This window comes from Thauera butanivorans (genome assembly GCF_048398245.1).
In the GTDB taxonomy this organism is placed as follows: domain Bacteria; phylum Pseudomonadota; class Gammaproteobacteria; order Burkholderiales; family Rhodocyclaceae; genus Thauera; species Thauera butanivorans.
The window spans coordinates 2,131,301-2,148,215 of record NZ_CP183038.1 but is presented as its reverse complement, the minus strand read 5'-3'; the positions used below and the strand labels follow the sequence as shown (position 1 = coordinate 2,148,215).

At 62.9% G+C, this 16,915-nt stretch carries 20 protein-coding genes; 9 read left to right on the top strand and 11 right to left on the bottom strand.

The features are described from left to right. Positions 1 to 11 precede the first annotated feature (11 nt). From ACNQFN_RS10350 to ACNQFN_RS10340, 3 genes are all read right to left on the bottom strand, one after another. Entirely contained in the window at positions 12 to 938 is a 927-nt protein-coding gene (locus tag ACNQFN_RS10350) for a CobD/CbiB family protein (protein WP_418648738.1), read from the bottom strand. A 96-nt stretch (positions 939 to 1,034) separates the two neighbouring features. After that, on the bottom strand, positions 1,035 to 1,556 hold the full coding sequence (locus tag ACNQFN_RS10345; protein ID WP_083953563.1) for a CoA pyrophosphatase: 522 nt from the start codon (positions 1,554 to 1,556) through the stop codon (positions 1,035 to 1,037). A gap of 127 nt (positions 1,557 to 1,683) precedes the next feature. Then, positions 1,684 to 2,319, bottom strand: coding sequence for a TIGR02281 family clan AA aspartic protease (locus tag ACNQFN_RS10340; RefSeq protein ID WP_418648737.1), 636 nt, complete (start codon positions 2,317 to 2,319; stop codon positions 1,684 to 1,686). Positions 2,320 to 2,497: 178 nt separating this feature from the next. Here ACNQFN_RS10340 and ACNQFN_RS10335 point away from each other — a divergent pair, with 178 nt between their 5' ends. From ACNQFN_RS10335 to ACNQFN_RS10305, 7 genes are read left to right on the top strand one after another with little or no spacing between them, the layout of a single operon-like run. Further along, on the top strand, positions 2,498 to 3,010 hold the full coding sequence (locus ACNQFN_RS10335; protein WP_418648736.1) for a GspH/FimT family pseudopilin: 513 nt from the start codon (positions 2,498 to 2,500) through the stop codon (positions 3,008 to 3,010). A gap of 24 nt (positions 3,011 to 3,034) precedes the next feature. After that, positions 3,035 to 3,526, top strand: coding sequence for a type IV pilus modification protein PilV (gene pilV, locus ACNQFN_RS10330; RefSeq protein ID WP_418648735.1), 492 nt, complete (start codon positions 3,035 to 3,037; stop codon positions 3,524 to 3,526). Beyond that, positions 3,526 to 4,593: a PilW family protein gene (locus tag ACNQFN_RS10325; protein WP_418648734.1), complete on the top strand. Its 1,068-nt coding sequence runs from the start codon at positions 3,526 to 3,528 to the stop codon at positions 4,591 to 4,593. The genes pilV and ACNQFN_RS10325 overlap by 1 nt, the downstream gene beginning before the upstream one ends. An 8-nt stretch (positions 4,594 to 4,601) precedes the next feature. After that, a complete protein-coding gene (locus tag ACNQFN_RS10320; RefSeq protein ID WP_418648733.1) occupies positions 4,602 to 5,093 on the top strand; it encodes a pilus assembly PilX family protein in 492 nt (163 codons plus the stop codon). A gap of 46 nt (positions 5,094 to 5,139) precedes the next feature. Then, a complete protein-coding gene (locus tag ACNQFN_RS10315; protein WP_418648732.1) occupies positions 5,140 to 8,583 on the top strand; it encodes a pilus assembly protein in 3,444 nt (1,147 codons plus the stop codon). 32 nt (positions 8,584 to 8,615) lie between these two features. Beyond that, positions 8,616 to 8,981 (top strand): hypothetical protein, encoded by a 366-nt coding sequence (locus ACNQFN_RS10310; protein WP_418648731.1) that lies wholly within the window; start codon positions 8,616 to 8,618, stop codon positions 8,979 to 8,981. Beyond that, entirely contained in the window at positions 8,978 to 9,376 is a 399-nt protein-coding gene (locus tag ACNQFN_RS10305; protein ID WP_418648730.1) for a type IV pilin protein, read from the top strand. Before ACNQFN_RS10310 ends, ACNQFN_RS10305 begins: the two co-directional genes overlap by 4 nt. Positions 9,377 to 9,442: 66 nt before the next feature. Here ACNQFN_RS10305 and ACNQFN_RS10300 read toward each other — a convergent pair whose 3' ends face one another. The 7 genes from ACNQFN_RS10300 to ACNQFN_RS10270 all read right to left on the bottom strand — a co-directional run bounded on the left by ACNQFN_RS10300 (position 9,443) and on the right by ACNQFN_RS10270 (position 14,298). Continuing rightward, positions 9,443 to 9,649 carry a YjfB family protein gene (locus ACNQFN_RS10300; RefSeq protein ID WP_068636607.1) on the bottom strand — a complete coding sequence of 69 codons (207 nt, stop codon included), beginning with the start codon at positions 9,647 to 9,649 and terminating at the stop codon, positions 9,443 to 9,445. 122 nt (positions 9,650 to 9,771) lie between these two features. Next, the gene (locus ACNQFN_RS10295) at positions 9,772 to 10,257 is read right to left on the bottom strand and encodes a YajQ family cyclic di-GMP-binding protein (protein ID WP_068636539.1); all 486 of its coding nucleotides are present in this window, start codon (positions 10,255 to 10,257) and stop codon (positions 9,772 to 9,774) included. Positions 10,258 to 10,282: 25 nt separating this feature from the next. Next, entirely contained in the window at positions 10,283 to 10,606 is a 324-nt protein-coding gene (locus ACNQFN_RS10290) for a pyrimidine/purine nucleoside phosphorylase (protein ID WP_068636540.1), read from the bottom strand. Positions 10,607 to 10,619: 13 nt separating this feature from the next. After that, complete coding sequence (locus tag ACNQFN_RS10285; RefSeq protein ID WP_068636541.1) at positions 10,620 to 10,850, bottom strand: DUF2788 domain-containing protein; 231 nt, start codon at positions 10,848 to 10,850, stop codon at positions 10,620 to 10,622. A 35-nt stretch (positions 10,851 to 10,885) separates the two neighbouring features. Further along, a complete protein-coding gene (locus tag ACNQFN_RS10280; RefSeq protein ID WP_068636542.1) occupies positions 10,886 to 12,118 on the bottom strand; it encodes an argininosuccinate synthase in 1,233 nt (410 codons plus the stop codon). 68 nt (positions 12,119 to 12,186) lie between these two features. Next, positions 12,187 to 13,113 carry an ornithine carbamoyltransferase gene (gene argF / locus ACNQFN_RS10275; protein ID WP_068636543.1) on the bottom strand — a complete coding sequence of 309 codons (927 nt, stop codon included), beginning with the start codon at positions 13,111 to 13,113 and terminating at the stop codon, positions 12,187 to 12,189. A gap of 9 nt (positions 13,114 to 13,122) precedes the next feature. Beyond that, positions 13,123 to 14,298: an aspartate aminotransferase family protein gene (locus tag ACNQFN_RS10270; RefSeq protein ID WP_068636608.1), complete on the bottom strand. Its 1,176-nt coding sequence runs from the start codon at positions 14,296 to 14,298 to the stop codon at positions 13,123 to 13,125. Between the two features lie 232 nt (positions 14,299 to 14,530). Between ACNQFN_RS10270 and ACNQFN_RS10265 the strand changes: the two genes are divergently transcribed. Further along, positions 14,531 to 14,821, top strand: coding sequence for a DUF3579 domain-containing protein (locus ACNQFN_RS10265; protein ID WP_418648729.1), 291 nt, complete (start codon positions 14,531 to 14,533; stop codon positions 14,819 to 14,821). 87 nt (positions 14,822 to 14,908) lie between these two features. Here ACNQFN_RS10265 and rpsT read toward each other — a convergent pair whose 3' ends face one another. Then, positions 14,909 to 15,175, bottom strand: a complete 267-nt coding sequence (gene rpsT / locus ACNQFN_RS10260) for a 30S ribosomal protein S20 (RefSeq protein ID WP_068636544.1) — start codon at positions 15,173 to 15,175, stop codon at positions 14,909 to 14,911. A gap of 170 nt (positions 15,176 to 15,345) precedes the next feature. On the opposite strand from rpsT, the gene murJ reads away from it, so the two are divergent. Next, positions 15,346 to 16,884 carry a murein biosynthesis integral membrane protein MurJ gene (gene murJ, locus ACNQFN_RS10255; protein WP_418648728.1) on the top strand — a complete coding sequence of 513 codons (1,539 nt, stop codon included), beginning with the start codon at positions 15,346 to 15,348 and terminating at the stop codon, positions 16,882 to 16,884. Positions 16,885 to 16,915: the final 31 nt, after the last annotated feature.

Genomic DNA, 16,915 nt, shown 5'->3' with positions numbered 1-16,915 from the left:
GGGTACGAAAATCATCCGCCCACCCAGCCGGCCAGGCCAACCAGGACAAGCAGAAACAAGCATACCAGCAGTGCCCGCCAGATCAGGCCTACGGTACTTTGCATGTAATCGGCGCTCGCCTCGTCGCCCAGCCCCAGTTCGGGCCGATCGACGATGCCGCCGGACTCATGGACAGGCATGCCGAGCCTGACGCCCAGCGCACCCGCAGCACTTGCAAGCAGTATAGCCGACGACTTGTCCGGCCACAGCACCGCCTGAGTGCGCCAGCAATAGACGGCGCCCTCGAAATCGCCCACGACCGAAAACGATGCCGCCGTCAGCCGCGCCGGCAGCCAGTCGATCAGCTCGAATCCGCGCCGTGCGAACCGGCTGGAATCATCGGACTCCGCTTGCGCGCCGCGCCCCCATTCGTCGGCAAAGAACCTCGCCAGCCTGTACATCACCGCACCGCTCGGCCCCGGCAGAATCACGAACCAGAAAGCGACGCCGAACAAGCTGCGATGCGCGCCCACCAGCGCCTGCTCAATGGCGAGCCGAGCCAGCTCGCTGGCATCCGCCCCGCCGCAGTCGCGCCCCCGCCAGTCAGCCAGCAAGGCCCGCGCACGATCGAGCTCACCCATGCGCAAGGCCAGATGGATCTCGGAAAAGAAACGGTTCTCCCGGCGGAAACCCATCGTCAGGAACAATACCGCGACATTGAACGCGAACGCGAACACCGGATGCAGTTCCCACAGCAGATAGTGCAGCACCGCCGTCAGCAGCGTCCCCAGCACCACGACACTCAGCCAGACCAGGCGGCCATGCCCGCCCTGGCCGTCGCCGAAACGCGCGAACAGATTCCCGGACAGGGAACGCAAGGGCTGGAGTACCCAGCGATCTACTGGCAGCGGACGAATCTGCTCGATGAGCAGCGCAATGATCAGGACGAAAAGAGTCATGCCGGACTACTGTGGAAACGCAATCAGGATATCGCCAAGATACCACAGGGCCCGGAACCGCCGCGATGGCACCTTCACCGGCACCTCACTGCCGGCTCAGACCCGGCCGCCCTGCCCGGACAGCAGGCGGTACAGGGACATGATGATTCCCGCCGTCGCGCCCCAGATGTAGTAATCCTTGTAGGGCATGGCGTGGAACTGGCGCTCCCGCCCTTCGTGCATCAAGCTGTGGCGCAGATGATTGGCCGGGTCGAGAAAATGCGCCAGCGGCACTTCGAAAGCCTCGGCCACCTCGAAGGTATCCAACTGCAGTTCGAAGGGCGGGTGCACCACCCCCACCACCGGCGTCACGCGGAAACCCGTGCCGGTATAGTAATCGGGCAAGGCGCCGAGCAGCTCGACATGGCTGCGGTCCAGGCCGATCTCCTCTTCCGTTTCGCGCAGCGCCGTCTCGACCGGCGAAGCATCCTGTGCTTCGACCCGCCCGCCCGGAAAGCTGATCTGGCCTGGATGGTGATGGAGGTGGTCGGTGCGCTTGGTGAGGAGCAGCGCGGGCGCGAACTGCCCGGCAACCACCGGGACCAGTACCGCCGCGGGGCGATGACGATTGTCTTCCATCGTCTCGGGCCAATCCCCGCCCGGCTGCCCCGGCGCCTGCTGCAGGATCGTACGCAGGCGATCCAGTGGCTCGGACCAGATTTCGGGCGCCACGTGTTGCCCCAGACTCACCTCATCCTCCCATCGATCAATAACGCCGTTCCAGTATCAGGCGGTTCCCTTCCCGGCTCATCTGCATGCGGTTCAGGAAGCTCATGCCCAGCAGTACCACCGGCATGTCGCCCTCGTGGATGGCCGCATCCACGCCCGCCAGTTCGATTCCACCGAGACGCACCGAATTCAGCTTGACGATCCATATCGGCGCCACGCCATTGGCCGTCTGGCTGTACGCCTGCCGCCCCTGGCGGAAATCGATCCCCGCCCGCCTGGCATCCGCCGCCCCCATGGACACCGCGGTCGCGCCAGTATCGACCAAAAACCGCATCGACGCACCATTGACGCTGCCCTGCGCAACGAAATGCCCCTGGCTGTCGCCTTCGATCATCACCCGCTGGGCCGTGTCCTCCGACGCCGCGCTGACCACCCGCTCGCCCAGTCGCAGCGTCTGGCGCACGCCACCGATTTCCACCACCGCCGAATCCGCCCCGACCGAAACGAGCCGGATACCATCGGGCGTCGCCTGTCCCACACGCAAGGTATGCAGACGGTCGCCATCAGTGACGATTACCGCGCGATTGCCGAACACGCCGGACAGGCCGACGCCGGCGGCATCTGCTGCCCCCGAACTCAGCACACTGGCGCAAAGCAGCATGCCTGCCAGCATTCCCCTCAAGCCTCGCCACCTCATCCAGCGCTCCCTTCCCGCCACACTTTGTCTCGTCGTCATGCCGCACCCGATCATACAAGCAATCCAACCATTCGCCCCCCAAAGCTGCACGCTCGTCCGCTGCCGGATGCAATCCCCATTTGCTGCCGCCGATAATTTGCTCATGGAGGCAAACATGCAAACCAGTGCCCGTGGCTTCACCCTGATCGAGATGATGATCACCGTCGCGGTGATGTCGATCATCTTGGCAATGGCCGTGCCATCTTTCAGAGAAGCCATCGAAAACGCCCGGCTCAGCACGCAGGTCAATGAATTAGTCACCGCGCTCAATGCTGCCCGCGCAGAAGCCATCCGCACCGGAAGGCCCATCTGGCTCATCGCCAAGGAAGACGACTTCAACAAGGGCTGGTGCGTGCGCGCCAGCGACGATGATTGCGGCACCGCATCCCCCCCCGACCTGCTCGACCATCCCGCTCTCGACGCCCGGCTCAAACTGGCCGACACCAACGCACCGCCCCCTCCCCAGAAACCCCACATTGCTTTCAACCGTCTCGGCGCGCTCGTCACACCTGCTGACGCCAGAACCATCGAAATCGCCCCAAAGATCTGCGAATCGGACAGTCCCAAACGGCTTATCGGCATCAACGCCATCGGCCGCGTCAGCGTTTCGCGCGACCACTGCTCATGAATCACACGGCACATGGAACACGACATGTCCCCGCACACACTCATCCGCCCCACCCGTGGCAACGCCTTCCGCCAGCGCGGCACCACCCTCATCGAAGCGCTCGTCGCCGTCGTCGTGCTGTCCATCGGCCTTCTCGGCATGGCCGGCCTGCAAGCCAACGCACTCAAGCTCAACCAGACTTCGATGCAACGCTCGCAAGCCACCATCCTCGCCTACAGCATCCTGGATCAGATGCGTTCCGACACCGCTGCAGCCAAGGCTGGCGACTACGATGGCGAGCCCGCCGAAGGCAGTGCCCTCGCAGCCTGGCGCGACGAAGTCACCCGTTCGCTCGGCGCATCAGCCGAGGGGGAGGTCTGCCGCATCGCTGCCCCAGCCGACACGGACTGCACGGACACAAGCTCGGACGTCTTTCGCATCAGTGTGCAGTGGACAGAAACCGGAATCGAAAATGCCGATGGCACCACTTCGCTGGCCGGCGGCACCCAGACGCTGATCGTGGTCGGGAGGCTGTGATGCGACGAATCTCTATCCGGATCGGGCAGCAACGCGGCCTCACCCTCGTCGAATTGATGATCGGCCTGATCGTCGGCATGCTCGTCATCGGCGCGGTGCTCTACGTCTTCCTCGGCTCCCGCCTCACCTACAAGTACAACGACACGATGGGACGGCTTCAGGAGAACGGCCGCATGGCCATCGACATGATCGGACAGGACCTGCGCATGGCCGGCTTCATCGGCTGCCGCCGGCTGGCGGCCTACCTGCCGCCCCCTACCGCCGCAGGCAGTATTTCGGCCTCGTCGATCTATTTTTCTGACGAATTCACCAACGCTGTCAAAACCAGCTTGGGCCTAAGCGAACTGAAGCTTGCAGACAGCGGTTTCGTTTTCAGCCATGAAGTCACCGACCAGGTTTCAGGCACCGACAGCCTGACGGTGCTGTCGGGCTCAACCGAAATTCCACTCGACACGCCCATGAGCAGTGGCACCGCTGACATCGTCACCACCGACACCGTGCCCGCAGGCCCCGCGATCATTTCCGACTGCCGTTTCGACAGCCTTTCCCTGTCCGACACGACACCCACCGGCGTTCCCGCCCCTGCCGAGGCCTTCTTGGTCGCCGTAGCGGGCACGACGATCGCGCACGCCAGCTACGCATTCCAGCGCGCCTACGATACCGACGCCAGCGTCACGCCGATTTCCGCCGTCAGCTATTCGATACGCGAAACAGAACGCAATGACAACAATGGCAATACCGTGCTGGCACTGTTCCGCAACAATGATGAACTGATCGAGGGTGCCCGCGATCTGTGCGTGCGCTACGGCATCGCGGCCAATTCCAGTAACGAGGCAGTTGGCGAATATGTCGAGGCAGACGAGGTCGAAGACTGGAAGCAGGTCATCGCCGTCCGCGTCGAGCTGCTGCTCGCCAGCGTTGACGACAATGTGGTCGATACCCGCGCCGCGGTACCAACGCTGTGCGACCGCCCCCAGCCCGATGAGGACGAACTGGTGCTCAATCGCCGCATGTACAAGGTCTTCAGCACCACCGTCGGCCTGCGCAATCAGGTACGCCAGCCATGAAACAGCCCATGAATTTTCCCCACCATGCTCCAGATCGCCAGCGCGGTGCGGCACTCATCATCGGCCTGATCATGCTGCTGATCCTGACGCTGCTCGGCGTTACGGCAATTTCCAACGTCACTTTGCAGGAACGGATGTCGGGCAGCCTGATGGACCGCAACCTCGCCTTCCAAGCTGCCGAAATGGCGCTCAGACGCGCGGAAGATCATGTAAATAAAAAGAACAACGCCAACCTCGATGTGGAAACGGGTACAGCCGTCTATGACCTGAACACTGACACGCCTCAGCCTGCCCCCAGCGATATCGACGCCTGGGACGACGGCTATCTGAGCGCACCGGCAATCGACGGTATTTCCAGCGCCCCCCGCTACCGCATCGAACGTCAGATCAAGGTTTCCGACAGCCAGCCCGCGATCTACCGCCTCAGCGCCATCGGCTACGGTAATCGCCCCGGCACCACCGTGGTGCTGCAAACCACTTTCGGCGTTCCCGTCTTCTGACACCCCCACAGACATCAGCCAGCCCATGTTCCAGCAGGAGCTTTCCATGAACACCCCCGCTCAGGCTCTTCCCCGGTTTTCAGTTTTCACCCTGGCCATCCTCGGGCTGGCCGGCACGTTGACGACGGCAACTGCGGCACCACTGGACGTTTCTCAGGTTCCTCCCGCGCTGGGGCAGACGCTGGCACCGAACATTCTCTACATTCAAGATGATTCGGGTTCAATGCAACGAACCTACATGCCGGACAGCAATAGTAGTTCTTCGCTGAAGCGCTATACATCTCATTCATGGAACGGCAGCTATTTCAATCCGGACATAGATTATCTCCCGCCCCTTGATCACAAGGGAGAGAGCCTGGGCAATGCAAGCTTTACCGACGCTTGGGAAAACGGCTACCTGTCGAACCGGAATTCATACAAAAGAAACCTGTCGACCAAGTTCCGTGTCCCGACCAGTGTAAACGGAACGAGTTTCGGCTTTGCTGGAACGGGAACCTGGCCAGAGCAAACCGCGTTCTACCATGAGTTTTCACCACCCCAATCCGGTTGCAGCGGTACAGGCAGCATCACCAACGACAGTTGCTACGTCAAAAGAACCGTCACCACTGCGCAGCGGCAGAATTTTGCCAACTGGTATTCCTATTATCGTTCGAGGGAAATGGCCTCCAAAGCAGGCATCAGTCGTGCCTTTGCTCAGCTCGGTGAAGGTGCCCGCCTCGGTTACGGGCGAATAAACAAAAGCGCTGCTTCAACCATCGACGGAAAGTCCATCACCACGATCATGCGTGGAGTGCGCGAGTTCAGCGATGTCGACAAGGACGGCAACACCACAAACAATCGTAAACAGTTCTTCGACTGGCTATTTGCGCTCAACTCATCCGGCAACACCCCGCTGCGGCGCGCCTTGGATGCGGCCGGGCAATATTACGAAAACGATGCAGCAAACGGCCCCTGGAGCACCACACCGGGCGTTACGGGCGGTAATCTTCTTTCCTGCCGCAAGAGCTTCACCATTCTAATGACAGACGGATATTGGAACGACGCACAAGCAGCAACTTCCGGCGCCCGTGAAAACAATGATGGTGGTGAAGGCAATCCATTCGAAGACGAAGACAGCAACACGCTTGCGGACATAGCGTGGTACTACTGGAGCCGCGACTTGCTGGGTGGCCTCGAAAACAGGGTTCCCCCCACTACTCGCAATCCCGCGACCTGGCAGCACATGGCCACTTACACCATTAGCATGGGTTTCGAGCCGACCGGCGTCAAATCCGATGGCACCACACTGACGAGCAACGTGCGCGACACGGTCTTTGCGGCACTCGGCAATCCATCGGCACCGACTATCACTTGGCCGACACCCGGTGCGAACTCCAGCAACAACATCGCCGACTTGCTGCACGCCGCGGTCAACGGCCGTGGTGATTTCTTCAGCGCCGGCAACCCCGAAGAATTTGCCGCAGCCATGCTCGACACCCTGGCCTCCATTTCCGACCAAGTCGGCGCCATCGCTCCGCTGGGCCAGAGTTCGTCGAGTTCGACAGCAGACACGATGCTGTACCAGGCCAAATTCGACACCAGCGACTGGTCGGGCTGGCTGACCGCCACCGAGTTCGATCCGGTCGCAGGCAATCTCAAAGCGACCACGGCATGGACATCCAGCCTGCCCGGCACGCGCAATATCCTGACCTACAATACCGCAACCAGTAGCGGGGCATCCTTCCAGTGGGCCAACATCAGCGATGCACAGAAAGATCTGCTGGGTAGCAAGCCTGGCCTCGGTGCACAAGGGGTGCTGAACTGGGTGCGTGGCAATCAAAGCCAGGAAGAACCCGGCGGCTCCTTCCGCAAACGCAAGAGCACCGGCCTGATCGGCGACATCGTCAACTCCAAGCCCCTGTACATCGGCGCGCGCAACGACGGCTATGCATGGGCAAGCGGCATCCCGCAGAACCAACGCGCGGCCTACCAGACCCGCCTTACTTCCGATGCCTTCAGAAAGCGCCAGCGCACCGTCTATGTCGGCGCCAATGACGGCATGCTCCATGCCTTCAATACCGGCACCTATGCCGACGACGGTGATGGCGTCTTCGACCCCATCAAGGATTTCAATAACGGCAATGGCGTCGAAACTTTCGCCTATGTGCCCGCCGCCGTCTACGCCAACCTGCCCGCCCTCGCCCACCCCGACTACGTAGACCGCCACCTCTACTTCGTCGATGGCAGCCCGGTCGCCGGCGATGCCTGGATCGGTGGCACCTGGAAGACGGTGCTGGTCGGCTCCACCGGAGCCGGCGGCCGCAGCTATTTCGCCCTGGATATCGAGACCCCCAGCAGCATGAACGCCAGCAAAGTGCTGTGGGAGTTCACCCATGACGAACTCGGCCTAAGCATCGGCCAAGCCACGATCGCCCGTGTTGGCAACGCCGCAAACGGTCGCTGGGTGGCGATTTTTGGCAATGGCTACAACAGCAGTTCCCATCGCGCCCAGTTGTTCATCGTCGACCTGAGCACTGGCGAGCTTATCAAGGCAATCGATACCGGCGTCGGCAACTCCAGCCAATCGAATGGCTTGGCCGCACCGCAGGTGGTGGACGTCGACCTCGACGGCAATGCCGACTTGGTCTATGCCGGCGATTACCGCGGCAATCTCTGGAAGTTCGATCTGAGGGGCGCTACCTCCAGCGCATGGAAAGTGGCCTTCGGCGGCAAGCCGCTGTTCAAGGCCACGGACAGCGCTGGCAACAGCCAGCCCATCACCGTCCAGCCCACGGTACGACGCCACCCGAGCAGAGGTGGTTTGGTGGTCTACTTTGGCACTGGCAAGCTGATGCTGGTGGGGGACCAGGGCGACATGTCCGAACAGGCGCTATATGGCATCTTTGATCTGTGCGGCAGCTCCTTCAGCGATGATTGCGCAAGCGCCAATGTCGACACAGGCGTCACCCGCGCACAGCGCGTGCTTAAATCCGAACTACTGGAACAGGATATCTACGAAGAGGGCAACGCCGAATTCGACGATATATACCAAGACTATCGCCTGATCACGCAGAATGCACTTGACCCCGCTGAACATCGTGGCTTCTTCATCACGCTGACGCCGCCTTCAGGTATTGCCAAGGGCGAGCGTGTGACTGGCCCCGCCAGCGTCGCCTTCAGTGACCGGGTGATCTTTACCACGATCCTGCCCAACGACGACCCCTGCGAACAGGGAGCCGACGGCTGGCTCATCGAAATCGACCCCTTTTCAGGGGGGCGCACCGATTATTCGGTGTTCGACATGAACCGCGACGGGCTCTTCAATGGCGGCGACCGCAAGGGCGACACCGTCGTCAGTGGCCAGCGCACCCCGGGCGGCGCCACTCCAGCGATCCTGCATGGGGCCGACAAATCGTACAAGATCGGTACCCAGACCGGCGCCAACCAGAGTATTGCCAACAAGCCCGACCCTAATTTGGTCAACCGTCAGTCTTGGCAGCAAATACAGTAAGGCATAAAACTTAACGAACCGAGATTCGAACCATGAAATACCACTCGCTCCTTCTCGGCGGCCTCACCGCCATCCTGGTCACGATGCCGCACGGCATCCATGCACAACAATCCGACGAAGAGGCCGGGGTACCACCCTTCGAGCACTACACAGTGATCCAGCGCCTTGACCCGGCAAGCGGCGTACTTTTCGCCGACGGCCGCAACTATTACCTGCAACCCGAAACACGAATCTGGATCGGCAGCAAAGAAGCGACGCGAGCCGAGTTGAGCCCCGACATGATTGGCATGAACATCGGGCTCGACGCCTACGAGCACGAAAGCCGCTACCTCATCACGATGCTCCACATCCTGAAGGACGAGAATGAAAGCCCAGCCGCTGACGGGGGGGCAAAATGAAGGCATGGCATGCGGACGGCTTCACCCTGATCGAACTGATGATCGCAGTCGCCATCGTCGGCATCCTGGCCGCAGTGGCCTATCCGAACTACACCAACTACCTGCGCGACTCCCGTCGCGCGGACTGCAAGGCGGTGATGCTCAGCTACGCAAATGCACTTGAGCGACAGTTTTCGGTCAACAGTATTTACCCGGAAAACGCGCTCAACGGCTTCTCTTGCCCGGTCGGCGGAGGCACAGCGACCTATGACTTGGAGTACGAGCAAGAAGATGATGGTGCGAGCTTCAAGCTGACCGCGACACCGGCGGGCACGCAGGCCCATGACCGTTGCGGCACGCTGGAGCTGACCAATACCGGGAAGCGCACCGCCACTGGTACCGGCACCTGCTGGTAAAACAACCGGTAGACAGGGGACACTGTCCTGCCTGCAATAGCCGATTATCGATTCATCAAACCCTGCTCAAGCCCAGGTATCCACCACCCCACCCGCCGCACTGCCCACCGCCGATACCGGCGGCTGTACCGGCGCCGGAATTGCCTGCAACAACTGCAAGGCGCTCTCCGCCTGCATGTCCAGCGCCATCTTCAGCACCTTGACCGAAGCTTCGGCCTGAACCTTGGCGGCCGCATTGGCGCTGGCTGCGGCGGCGATGGAGGAAACGTCCATGATCTGTACTCCAAAACGTTTGTGGTGCCAGCCGGAATGCGGCATGGCGCTCTTCAAGCGATAACGGCCGCAAATGCGGCCGCTTGAGGGTGATCTGCGGGATGTTCCCGCGCCGCCGGAGCTCAGTCGCGGAAGTTGCCGTACTGCAGCGGAAAATCCGTGATCTGCTTCTTGACCAGCGCGATCGCTTCCTGCAGCACATCGCGCTTGGCACCGGACACGCGCACCGCGTCGCCCTGGATCGCGGCCTGCACCTTGAGCTTGCTGTCCTTCAGCAGCTTGACGATCTTCTTGGCCAGGTCCTGGTCGACGCCGACGCAGACCTTCACTTCCTGCTTGACCTTGTTGCCGGAGATCTTCTGCACGTCGCCGTAGTCCAGGCAACGCACGTCGACGTTCTTCTTCGTCATCTCGGGCAGCAGGATGGTCTTGATCTGGTCGAGCTGGAAATCGCTGTCGCCATAGAGGGTCAGCAGCTTGTCGGCCTGCTCGATGTTCGCGCTGGTGCCCTTGAAATCGTGGCGGCCGGCAACCTTGCGGTTGGCCTGCTCGACGGCATTGCGCAGCGAGGGCTGGTCGACCTCGGACATGATGTCGAATGAAGGCATATCGCTTCCCCTCGTCCTGCTCGGTTCAGCCGAAATGGCAGATGTAGTGGTAGGGCTCGCCCGACACTTCGATGTCGAAGCTGGAGTTGGCCGGCACGTCGAAGGATTCGCCCGCGCCGTAGGTCTTCCATTCGTCGCTGCCCTTCAGGCGCACGCGGCAGCTGCCGGCCACGCCTTCCATGATCTCTGGCGCGCCGGTGTTGAAAGTCAGCGCGGCCGGCAGAATGACGCCGACCGACTTCTTCGTGCCGTCGGCGAACTGGATGCCGTGGCTGACGCACTTGCCGTCGAAATAGACGCTGGCCTTGGTGGCGACGGCGACGCCGTCGATCTTTTCAGTGATGCTCATGGTGATGCTTTCCTCATTCGATGCCGAGCAGCTTCTGGATGATGCCCTTGGCGACGAAGCCGACGAAGCCGACGCCGAGGCCGATGAACATCCACATCATGCCGTACTTGCCGGCTTTCGATTCCTTGCCCAGGTTCCAGATGATGAACATCATGTACAGGATCAGCGCCCCGAGGCCGAGCTTGAGCGACCAATCCTCGAACTCGGCCATGGTCAGGCCGAAGATCAGTATGTCGTCCATCATCCGTCTCCCGAATCAACGCGCTCCGAAAACCGGACTCAGCCCTGCCGTCTGGTTTTCGCGTTCGCCGCGATGCGCATGCGCAGCGCGTTGAGGCGGATGAAGCCGTGCGCGTCCTTCTGGTTGTAGGCGCCCTGGTCGTCTTCGAAGGTGGCGATGGTCGGATCGAACAGCGAATCGGTCTTCGAGTCGCGGCCGGTGACGATGACGTTGCCCTTGTACAGCTTGACCCGCACCCAGCCGTTGACCGTCTGCTGGGTCTGGTCGATCAGCGCCTGCATGGCGAGACGCTCGGGGCTCCACCAGTAGCCGTTGTAGATCACGCTGGCGTAGCGCGGCATCAGGTCGTCCTTGAGGTGGGCGACTTCGCGGTCGAGCGTGATCGATTCGATGGCGCGGTGGGCCTTCAGCAGGATGGTGCCGCCCGGGGTTTCGTAGCAGCCGCGGCTCTTCATGCCGACATAGCGGTTTTCCACCAGATCGAGGCGGCCGATGCCGTGCTTGCCGCCCAGTTCGTTGAGCTTGGCGAGCAGTTCGTGCGGCTTCGTGCGGGTGCCGTTGATGGCGACCAGGTCGCCCTTCTCGAACTCCAGGTCGACGTATTCGGCGGCGTCCGGCGCGGCCTCGGGCGACACGGTCCAGCGCCACATCGATTCCTCGGCCTCGGCCGCCGGGTCTTCGAGGTGGCGGCCTTCGTAGGAGATGTGCAGCAGGTTGGCGTCCATCGAGTAGGGCGAACCGCCCTGCTTGTGCTTCATCTCGATCGGGATGCCGTTCTTCTCGGCGTAGGCGAGCAGCTTCTCGCGCGACAGCAGATCCCATTCGCGCCACGGCGCGATGACCTTCACGTTCGGCATCAGCGCGTAGTAGCCCAGCTCGAAGCGGACCTGGTCGTTGCCCTTGCCGGTGGCGCCGTGCGACACCGCATCGGCGCCGGTGGCGCGCGCGATCTCGATCTGGCGCTTGGAGATCAGCGGACGGGCGATCGAGGTGCCGAGCAGGTACTCGCCTTCATAGACGGTGTTGGCGCGGAACATCGGGAAGACGAAGTCGCGCACGAACTCTTCGCGCAGGTCGTCGATGAAGATGTTCTCGGGCTTGATGCCGAACTGCAGCGCCTTGGTGCGCGCGGGCTCGAGCTCCTCGCCCTGGCCGAGGTCGGCGGTGAAGGTGACCACTTCGCACTGGTAGGTGTCCTGCAGCCACTTCAGGATGACCGAAGTGTCCAGCCCGCCCGAGTAGGCGAGCACTGCTTTCTTGACGTCGCTCATGCTGTTTTCCTGTTTCCTGCTGTGTTGCCGGCGCGCACGCCCGTGCGCGCCTCCTTGTTCGTTGCGGCTTACCTGGGCTCCACGCGGCCGAGCATCAGGTACTCCATCAGTGCCTTCTGCGCGTGCAGGCGGTTCTCGGCCTCGTCCCAGACCACCGACTGCGGCCCGTCGATGACTTCGGCGGTGACTTCCTCGCCGCGATGAGCCGGCAGGCAGTGCATGAAGAGCGCATCGCCGGCGGCAACGGACATCATCTCGGCATCGACGCACCAGTCGGCGAAAGCCTTCATGCGCGCTTCGTTCTCGGCCTCGAAGCCCATCGAGGTCCACACGTCGGTGGTGACCAGATGCGCGCCGCGGCAGGCATCCATCGGGTCGGAGAACTGCTCGAAATTGCCGGTGCCGTACAGCCCTGCCCGCTCGGGCTCGACTTCGTAGCCCGGCGGCGTCGATACGTGGACGTTGAAGCCCAGGACCTCGGCAGCCTGCAGCCAGGTGTTGCACATGTTGTTGCTGTCGCCGATCCAGGCCACGGTCTTGCCTGCGATCGAGCCGCGATGCTCGATGTAGGTGAAGATGTCGGCCAGTATCTGGCAGGGATGGTATTCGTTGGTCAGGCCGTTGATGACCGGCACGCGCGAGTTGGCGGCGAAGCGCTCGACCATTTCCTGCTCGAAAGTGCGGATCATCACCAGGTCGCTCATGCGCGAGATGACCTGGGCCGCGTCCTCCACCGATTCGCCGCGGCCGAGTTGCGAGTCGCGCGTGTTGAGGTAGATGGCCGAGCCGCCGAGCTGCTGCACGCCGGCCTCGAAGGACAGGCGGGTGCGGGTGCTGGCCTTCTCGAAGATCATCACCAGCGTGCGGTCGAACATCGGGTGATAAGGCTCGTAGCGCTTGAACTTGTCCTTGATCCACTTCGCCCGCTCGAAGAGGTAGTCGTACTCCTCGCGGGTGAAGTCCTTGAATTGGAGATAGTGCTTGATCGAGGTCATCGGCATTCCTCAGCCGTTCGCAAGAAAGTCGCGAATCATCGGCGCCAGCATCGACACCAGGGCCCTGGCATCCTCGGCGCTGAAGGTCAGCGCCGGCAGCAGGCGCACCACGCGCTCGGCGGTGACGCTGAGCAGCAGGCCTTGTTCGGCTGCGCGCGCCATCAGCGGGCCGCAGGGGCGGTCGAGCTCGACACCGATCATCAGGCCGCGGCCGCGGATGTCGACCACGCCGGCGACGCCGTCCAGCGCTTCGGCCAGGCCCTTGCGGATCTGCTCGCCGATGGCGACGGCCTGCTCCATCAGGCCATCGGCGACGATGGTGTCGAAAGTGGCGAGGCCGGCGGCGCAGGCCAGCGGATTGCCGCCGAAGGTCGAGCCGTGGTTGCCCGGGCCGAACAGCCCCTTGGCGCGGCCGGAGGTCACGCAGGCGCCGATCGGCACGCCGGAGGCCAGCCCCTTCGCCAGGGTCATCACGTCGGGCATGGCGCCGGCATGCTGCCAGCCATACCACTTGCCGGTACGCCCCATGCCGCACTGCACTTCGTCGCAGATCATCAGCCAGCCCTTGTCGTCGCACAGGGCGCGCAGCTCGCGCTGGAAGGTTTCGTCGGCGACATTGACGCCGCCCTCGCCCTGGATCATCTCCAGCATCACGGCAACGACGCTGTTGTCGTGCGCGGCGATCTTGCGGATGGCCTCGATGTCCTTGTAGGGCACGCGGATGAAGCCCTGCACCAGCGGCTCGAAGCCGGCCTGCGTCTTGCGGTTGCCGGTGGCCGACAGCGTGGCCATGGTGCGGCCGTGGAAGGCGTTTTCCATCACGATGATGTGCGGCAGCGCGACGCCCTTCTTGTTGCCGTACATGCGCGCCAGCTTGATCGCCGCCTCGTTGGCCTCGCAGCCCGAGTTGCAGAAGAACACCTCGTCCATGCCCGAAGTCTCGGCGATGCGGTCGGCGAGTTGCTCCTGCAGCGGAATGCGGTACAGGTTGGACGTGTGGATCAGCCTGCCGGCCTGCTCGGCAATCGCCTTGACCAGGCGCGGATGGTTGTGGCCCAGCGTATTGACGGCAATGCCGGACAAGGCATCGAGATAGCGTTTGCCAGTCTCGTCATACATCCAGGCGCCTTCCCCGTGCGTGAATGCAACAGGCAGCCTGGCGTAGGTGTTCATGACATGGGACATCGGAACCTCGATCGGAACGAAGCTGAAAATGCGCACGGCGGCAGGTGCCGCCGTGCAGAAATGAAGCGGAATCTTAAGCCAAAACCGCCGCCCCTGTACAGGCGCCGCCGACAGCGGCCGATATCACGCGGTACGCCGCCGATGGAGACATTCTGCTAGAATGCGCGGCGCTTTGGGCGCCGCCCGCAGGACGGCGCACCGGGCGCACCATCTCTGCCGCCAGGGCGCATACATGACTCACAAGATCGAAAATTTCATCATCGTCGGCATCACCAATGACGGGAAGAAATTCCGCCCGAGCGACTGGGCCGATCGCCTGTGCGGCGTCATGTCGGCCTTCGGCGCCGACAACCGCATGACCTACTCGCCCTATGTCCGCCCCGGTTGCACGCTGAAGGGCGACAAGACCGTACTGGTCGATGCCGGCCTCTACGACGTCGAACCGATGGCGTACAACTTCATGATCAATTTCGCCAGGGACAACGACCTGCAGATCGACTGGGTCGGCGACACGCCGCTTTGAAGGCTGCACCCCCTGAAAATAAAAAGGCGACCCGCGGGTCGCCTTTTGCCTGCTGCGGCCAGGGCCGCAGCGAAGATCATGAACCGGTCAGGCAGCCATCGACTTGATGGCGGCGGACAGGCGGCTCTTGTGGCGAGCGGCCTTGTTCTTGTGGATGATCTTCTTGTCGGCGATGCTGTCGATGGTGCTCATCGAGGTGCGAAAGACCGACTGAGCCGCCGACTTGTCGCCACCCACGATGGCCTTGCGCACGGCCTTGATCGCGGTACGCAGGCGGGAACGAAGACTGGCGTTGTGGGCGCGAGACTTGACTGCCTGGCGGGCGCGCTTGCGAGCTTGTGCCGAGTTGGCCATAAATTTGATTCCGTTGATGAATGGTTCTGGAAAGCCCGCGATTCTATCCGCCAATGGAGCGCAACGCAAGCATGGCCGACAAGCCGGCGCCACCGTTCCGGCTTACAGTTGCCAGGGCACCGGCTATCATGCAGGCCTCGCCCCGCCATGAATCCGTTTTCCAGCCATAGATGAACCTGCTTCGCGCCCTCGCCACCGTCAGCGGCATGACGCTGCTGTCCCGCATCCTCGGCTTCGTGCGCGACCTCGTCATCGCCCGCGCCTTCGGCGCCGGCATGGCCACCGACGCCTTCTTCGTCGCCTTCCGCCTGCCCAACCTGCTGCGGCGGCTGTTCGCCGAAGGCGCATTCTCGCAGGCTTTCGTGCCCATCCTGGCCGAGTACAAGAACCGGCAAAGCCCGGAGGCCACCCACACCCTGGTCAGCCGGGTCGCTACCCTGCTCGGGCTGGCCGTCGCCCTCGTCGCTGCATTGGGCGCGCTGGCCGCGCCGCTGATCATCTACGTTTCGGCACCGGGCTTTTCGGGCGACCCCGGCAAGTTCGAGCTGACGGTCGAACTCACCCGCATCACCTTCCCCTACATCTTCTTCATGTCGCTGGTGGCGCTGGCCGGCGGCGTGCTCAACACCTGGAGCCGCTTCGCGATCCCGGCGTTCACGCCGGTGCTGCTGAACATCGCCTTCATCGGCATGGCGCTGTTCGCCGTTCCGTACTTCGACCCGCCGGTGCTGGCGCTGGCCTGGGCGGTATTCATCGGCGGCCTGCTGCAGCTGGCGCTGCAGATCCGGCCGCTGCGCAAGATCGGCATGCTGCCGCGCTTCGACCTCGATCTGTCGGACCCCGGCGTGCGCCGCATCCTGAAGCTGATGGCGCCGGCCATCCTCGGCGTCTCGGTCAGCCAGATCTCGCTGCTGATCAACACCATCTTCGCCTCCTTCCTCGAAAGCGGCAGCGTGTCCTGGCTGTACTACGCCGACCGCCTGATGGAATTCCCCGCCGGCCTGCTGGGCGTGGCGCTGGGGACGATCCTGCTGCCCAGCCTGTCCAAACTGCACGCCGACGACAAGGCGGGCGAGTTCTCATCGCTGCTCGACTGGGGGCTGCGCCTGACCTTGATGCTGACCCTGCCCGCCGCCCTGGGCCTGGCGCTGCTGGCGGTGCCGCTGGTGGCAACGCTGTTCAACTATGGCGCTTTCGGCGCCGGTGACGTGATGCAGACGCGCAGCGCGCTGGTCGCCTACAGCGTCGGCCTCACCGGCCTGATCCTGGTGAAAGTGCTGGCACCCGGCTTCTACGCCCGCCAGGACATCCGCACGCCGGTCAAGATCGCCATCGTCACGCTGATCGCCACCCAGCTGATGAACCTCGCCTTCATCGTGCCGCTGCGCCATGCCGGGCTGGCGCTGTCGATCGGGCTGGCGTCCTGCCTCAACGCCGGCCTGCTCTACCACGGCCTGCGCAAGCGCGGCGTCTATGTCCCGCAAGCCGGCTGGGGCCTGTTCGCGCTCAAGCTGCTGGCCGCGCTGGCGGCGATGGGCGCGGTACTGTGGTTCGGCATGGGCACGGAAACGCTGTGGGTAGAGATCGGCGGGCTGGAACGCGGCCTGCGTCTGGCGGCCGTGGTGCTTGCCGGCGCCACGGCCTATTTCGCCACGCTGTTCGTACTCGGCTTCCGCCTGCGCGATTTCCGCCGCCGCGGCGCCGTCTGAGAAATGCGCAACAGCGATCGACGAGGCACGC

Coding starts and splice junctions, on each gene's coding strand:
- ACNQFN_RS10300 (WP_068636607.1), bottom strand. CDS start 9,649: ATGGACGTTTCCTCCATCGCCGCCGCAGCCAGCGCCAATGCGGCCGCC.
- ACNQFN_RS10265 (WP_418648729.1), top strand. CDS start 14,531: ATGACTCACAAGATCGAAAATTTCATCATCGTCGGCATCACCAATGAC.
- ACNQFN_RS10295 (WP_068636539.1), bottom strand. CDS start 10,257: ATGCCTTCATTCGACATCATGTCCGAGGTCGACCAGCCCTCGCTGCGC.
- ACNQFN_RS10290 (WP_068636540.1), bottom strand. CDS start 10,606: ATGAGCATCACTGAAAAGATCGACGGCGTCGCCGTCGCCACCAAGGCC.
- ACNQFN_RS10310 (WP_418648731.1), top strand. CDS start 8,616: ATGAAATACCACTCGCTCCTTCTCGGCGGCCTCACCGCCATCCTGGTC.
- rpsT (WP_068636544.1), bottom strand. CDS start 15,175: ATGGCCAACTCGGCACAAGCTCGCAAGCGCGCCCGCCAGGCAGTCAAG.
- ACNQFN_RS10285 (WP_068636541.1), bottom strand. CDS start 10,850: ATGATGGACGACATACTGATCTTCGGCCTGACCATGGCCGAGTTCGAG.
- murJ (WP_418648728.1), top strand. CDS start 15,346: ATGAACCTGCTTCGCGCCCTCGCCACCGTCAGCGGCATGACGCTGCTG.
- ACNQFN_RS10340 (WP_418648737.1), bottom strand. CDS start 2,319: ATGCTGGCAGGCATGCTGCTTTGCGCCAGTGTGCTGAGTTCGGGGGCA.
- ACNQFN_RS10270 (WP_068636608.1), bottom strand. CDS start 14,298: ATGTCCCATGTCATGAACACCTACGCCAGGCTGCCTGTTGCATTCACG.
- ACNQFN_RS10335 (WP_418648736.1), top strand. CDS start 2,498: ATGCAAACCAGTGCCCGTGGCTTCACCCTGATCGAGATGATGATCACC.
- ACNQFN_RS10325 (WP_418648734.1), top strand. CDS start 3,526: ATGCGACGAATCTCTATCCGGATCGGGCAGCAACGCGGCCTCACCCTC.
- ACNQFN_RS10305 (WP_418648730.1), top strand. CDS start 8,978: ATGAAGGCATGGCATGCGGACGGCTTCACCCTGATCGAACTGATGATC.
- ACNQFN_RS10320 (WP_418648733.1), top strand. CDS start 4,602: ATGAATTTTCCCCACCATGCTCCAGATCGCCAGCGCGGTGCGGCACTC.
- pilV (WP_418648735.1), top strand. CDS start 3,035: ATGTCCCCGCACACACTCATCCGCCCCACCCGTGGCAACGCCTTCCGC.
- argF (WP_068636543.1), bottom strand. CDS start 13,113: ATGACCTCGATCAAGCACTATCTCCAATTCAAGGACTTCACCCGCGAG.
- ACNQFN_RS10280 (WP_068636542.1), bottom strand. CDS start 12,118: ATGAGCGACGTCAAGAAAGCAGTGCTCGCCTACTCGGGCGGGCTGGAC.
- ACNQFN_RS10350 (WP_418648738.1), bottom strand. CDS start 938: ATGACTCTTTTCGTCCTGATCATTGCGCTGCTCATCGAGCAGATTCGT.
- ACNQFN_RS10345 (WP_083953563.1), bottom strand. CDS start 1,556: ATGGAAGACAATCGTCATCGCCCCGCGGCGGTACTGGTCCCGGTGGTT.
- ACNQFN_RS10315 (WP_418648732.1), top strand. CDS start 5,140: ATGAACACCCCCGCTCAGGCTCTTCCCCGGTTTTCAGTTTTCACCCTG.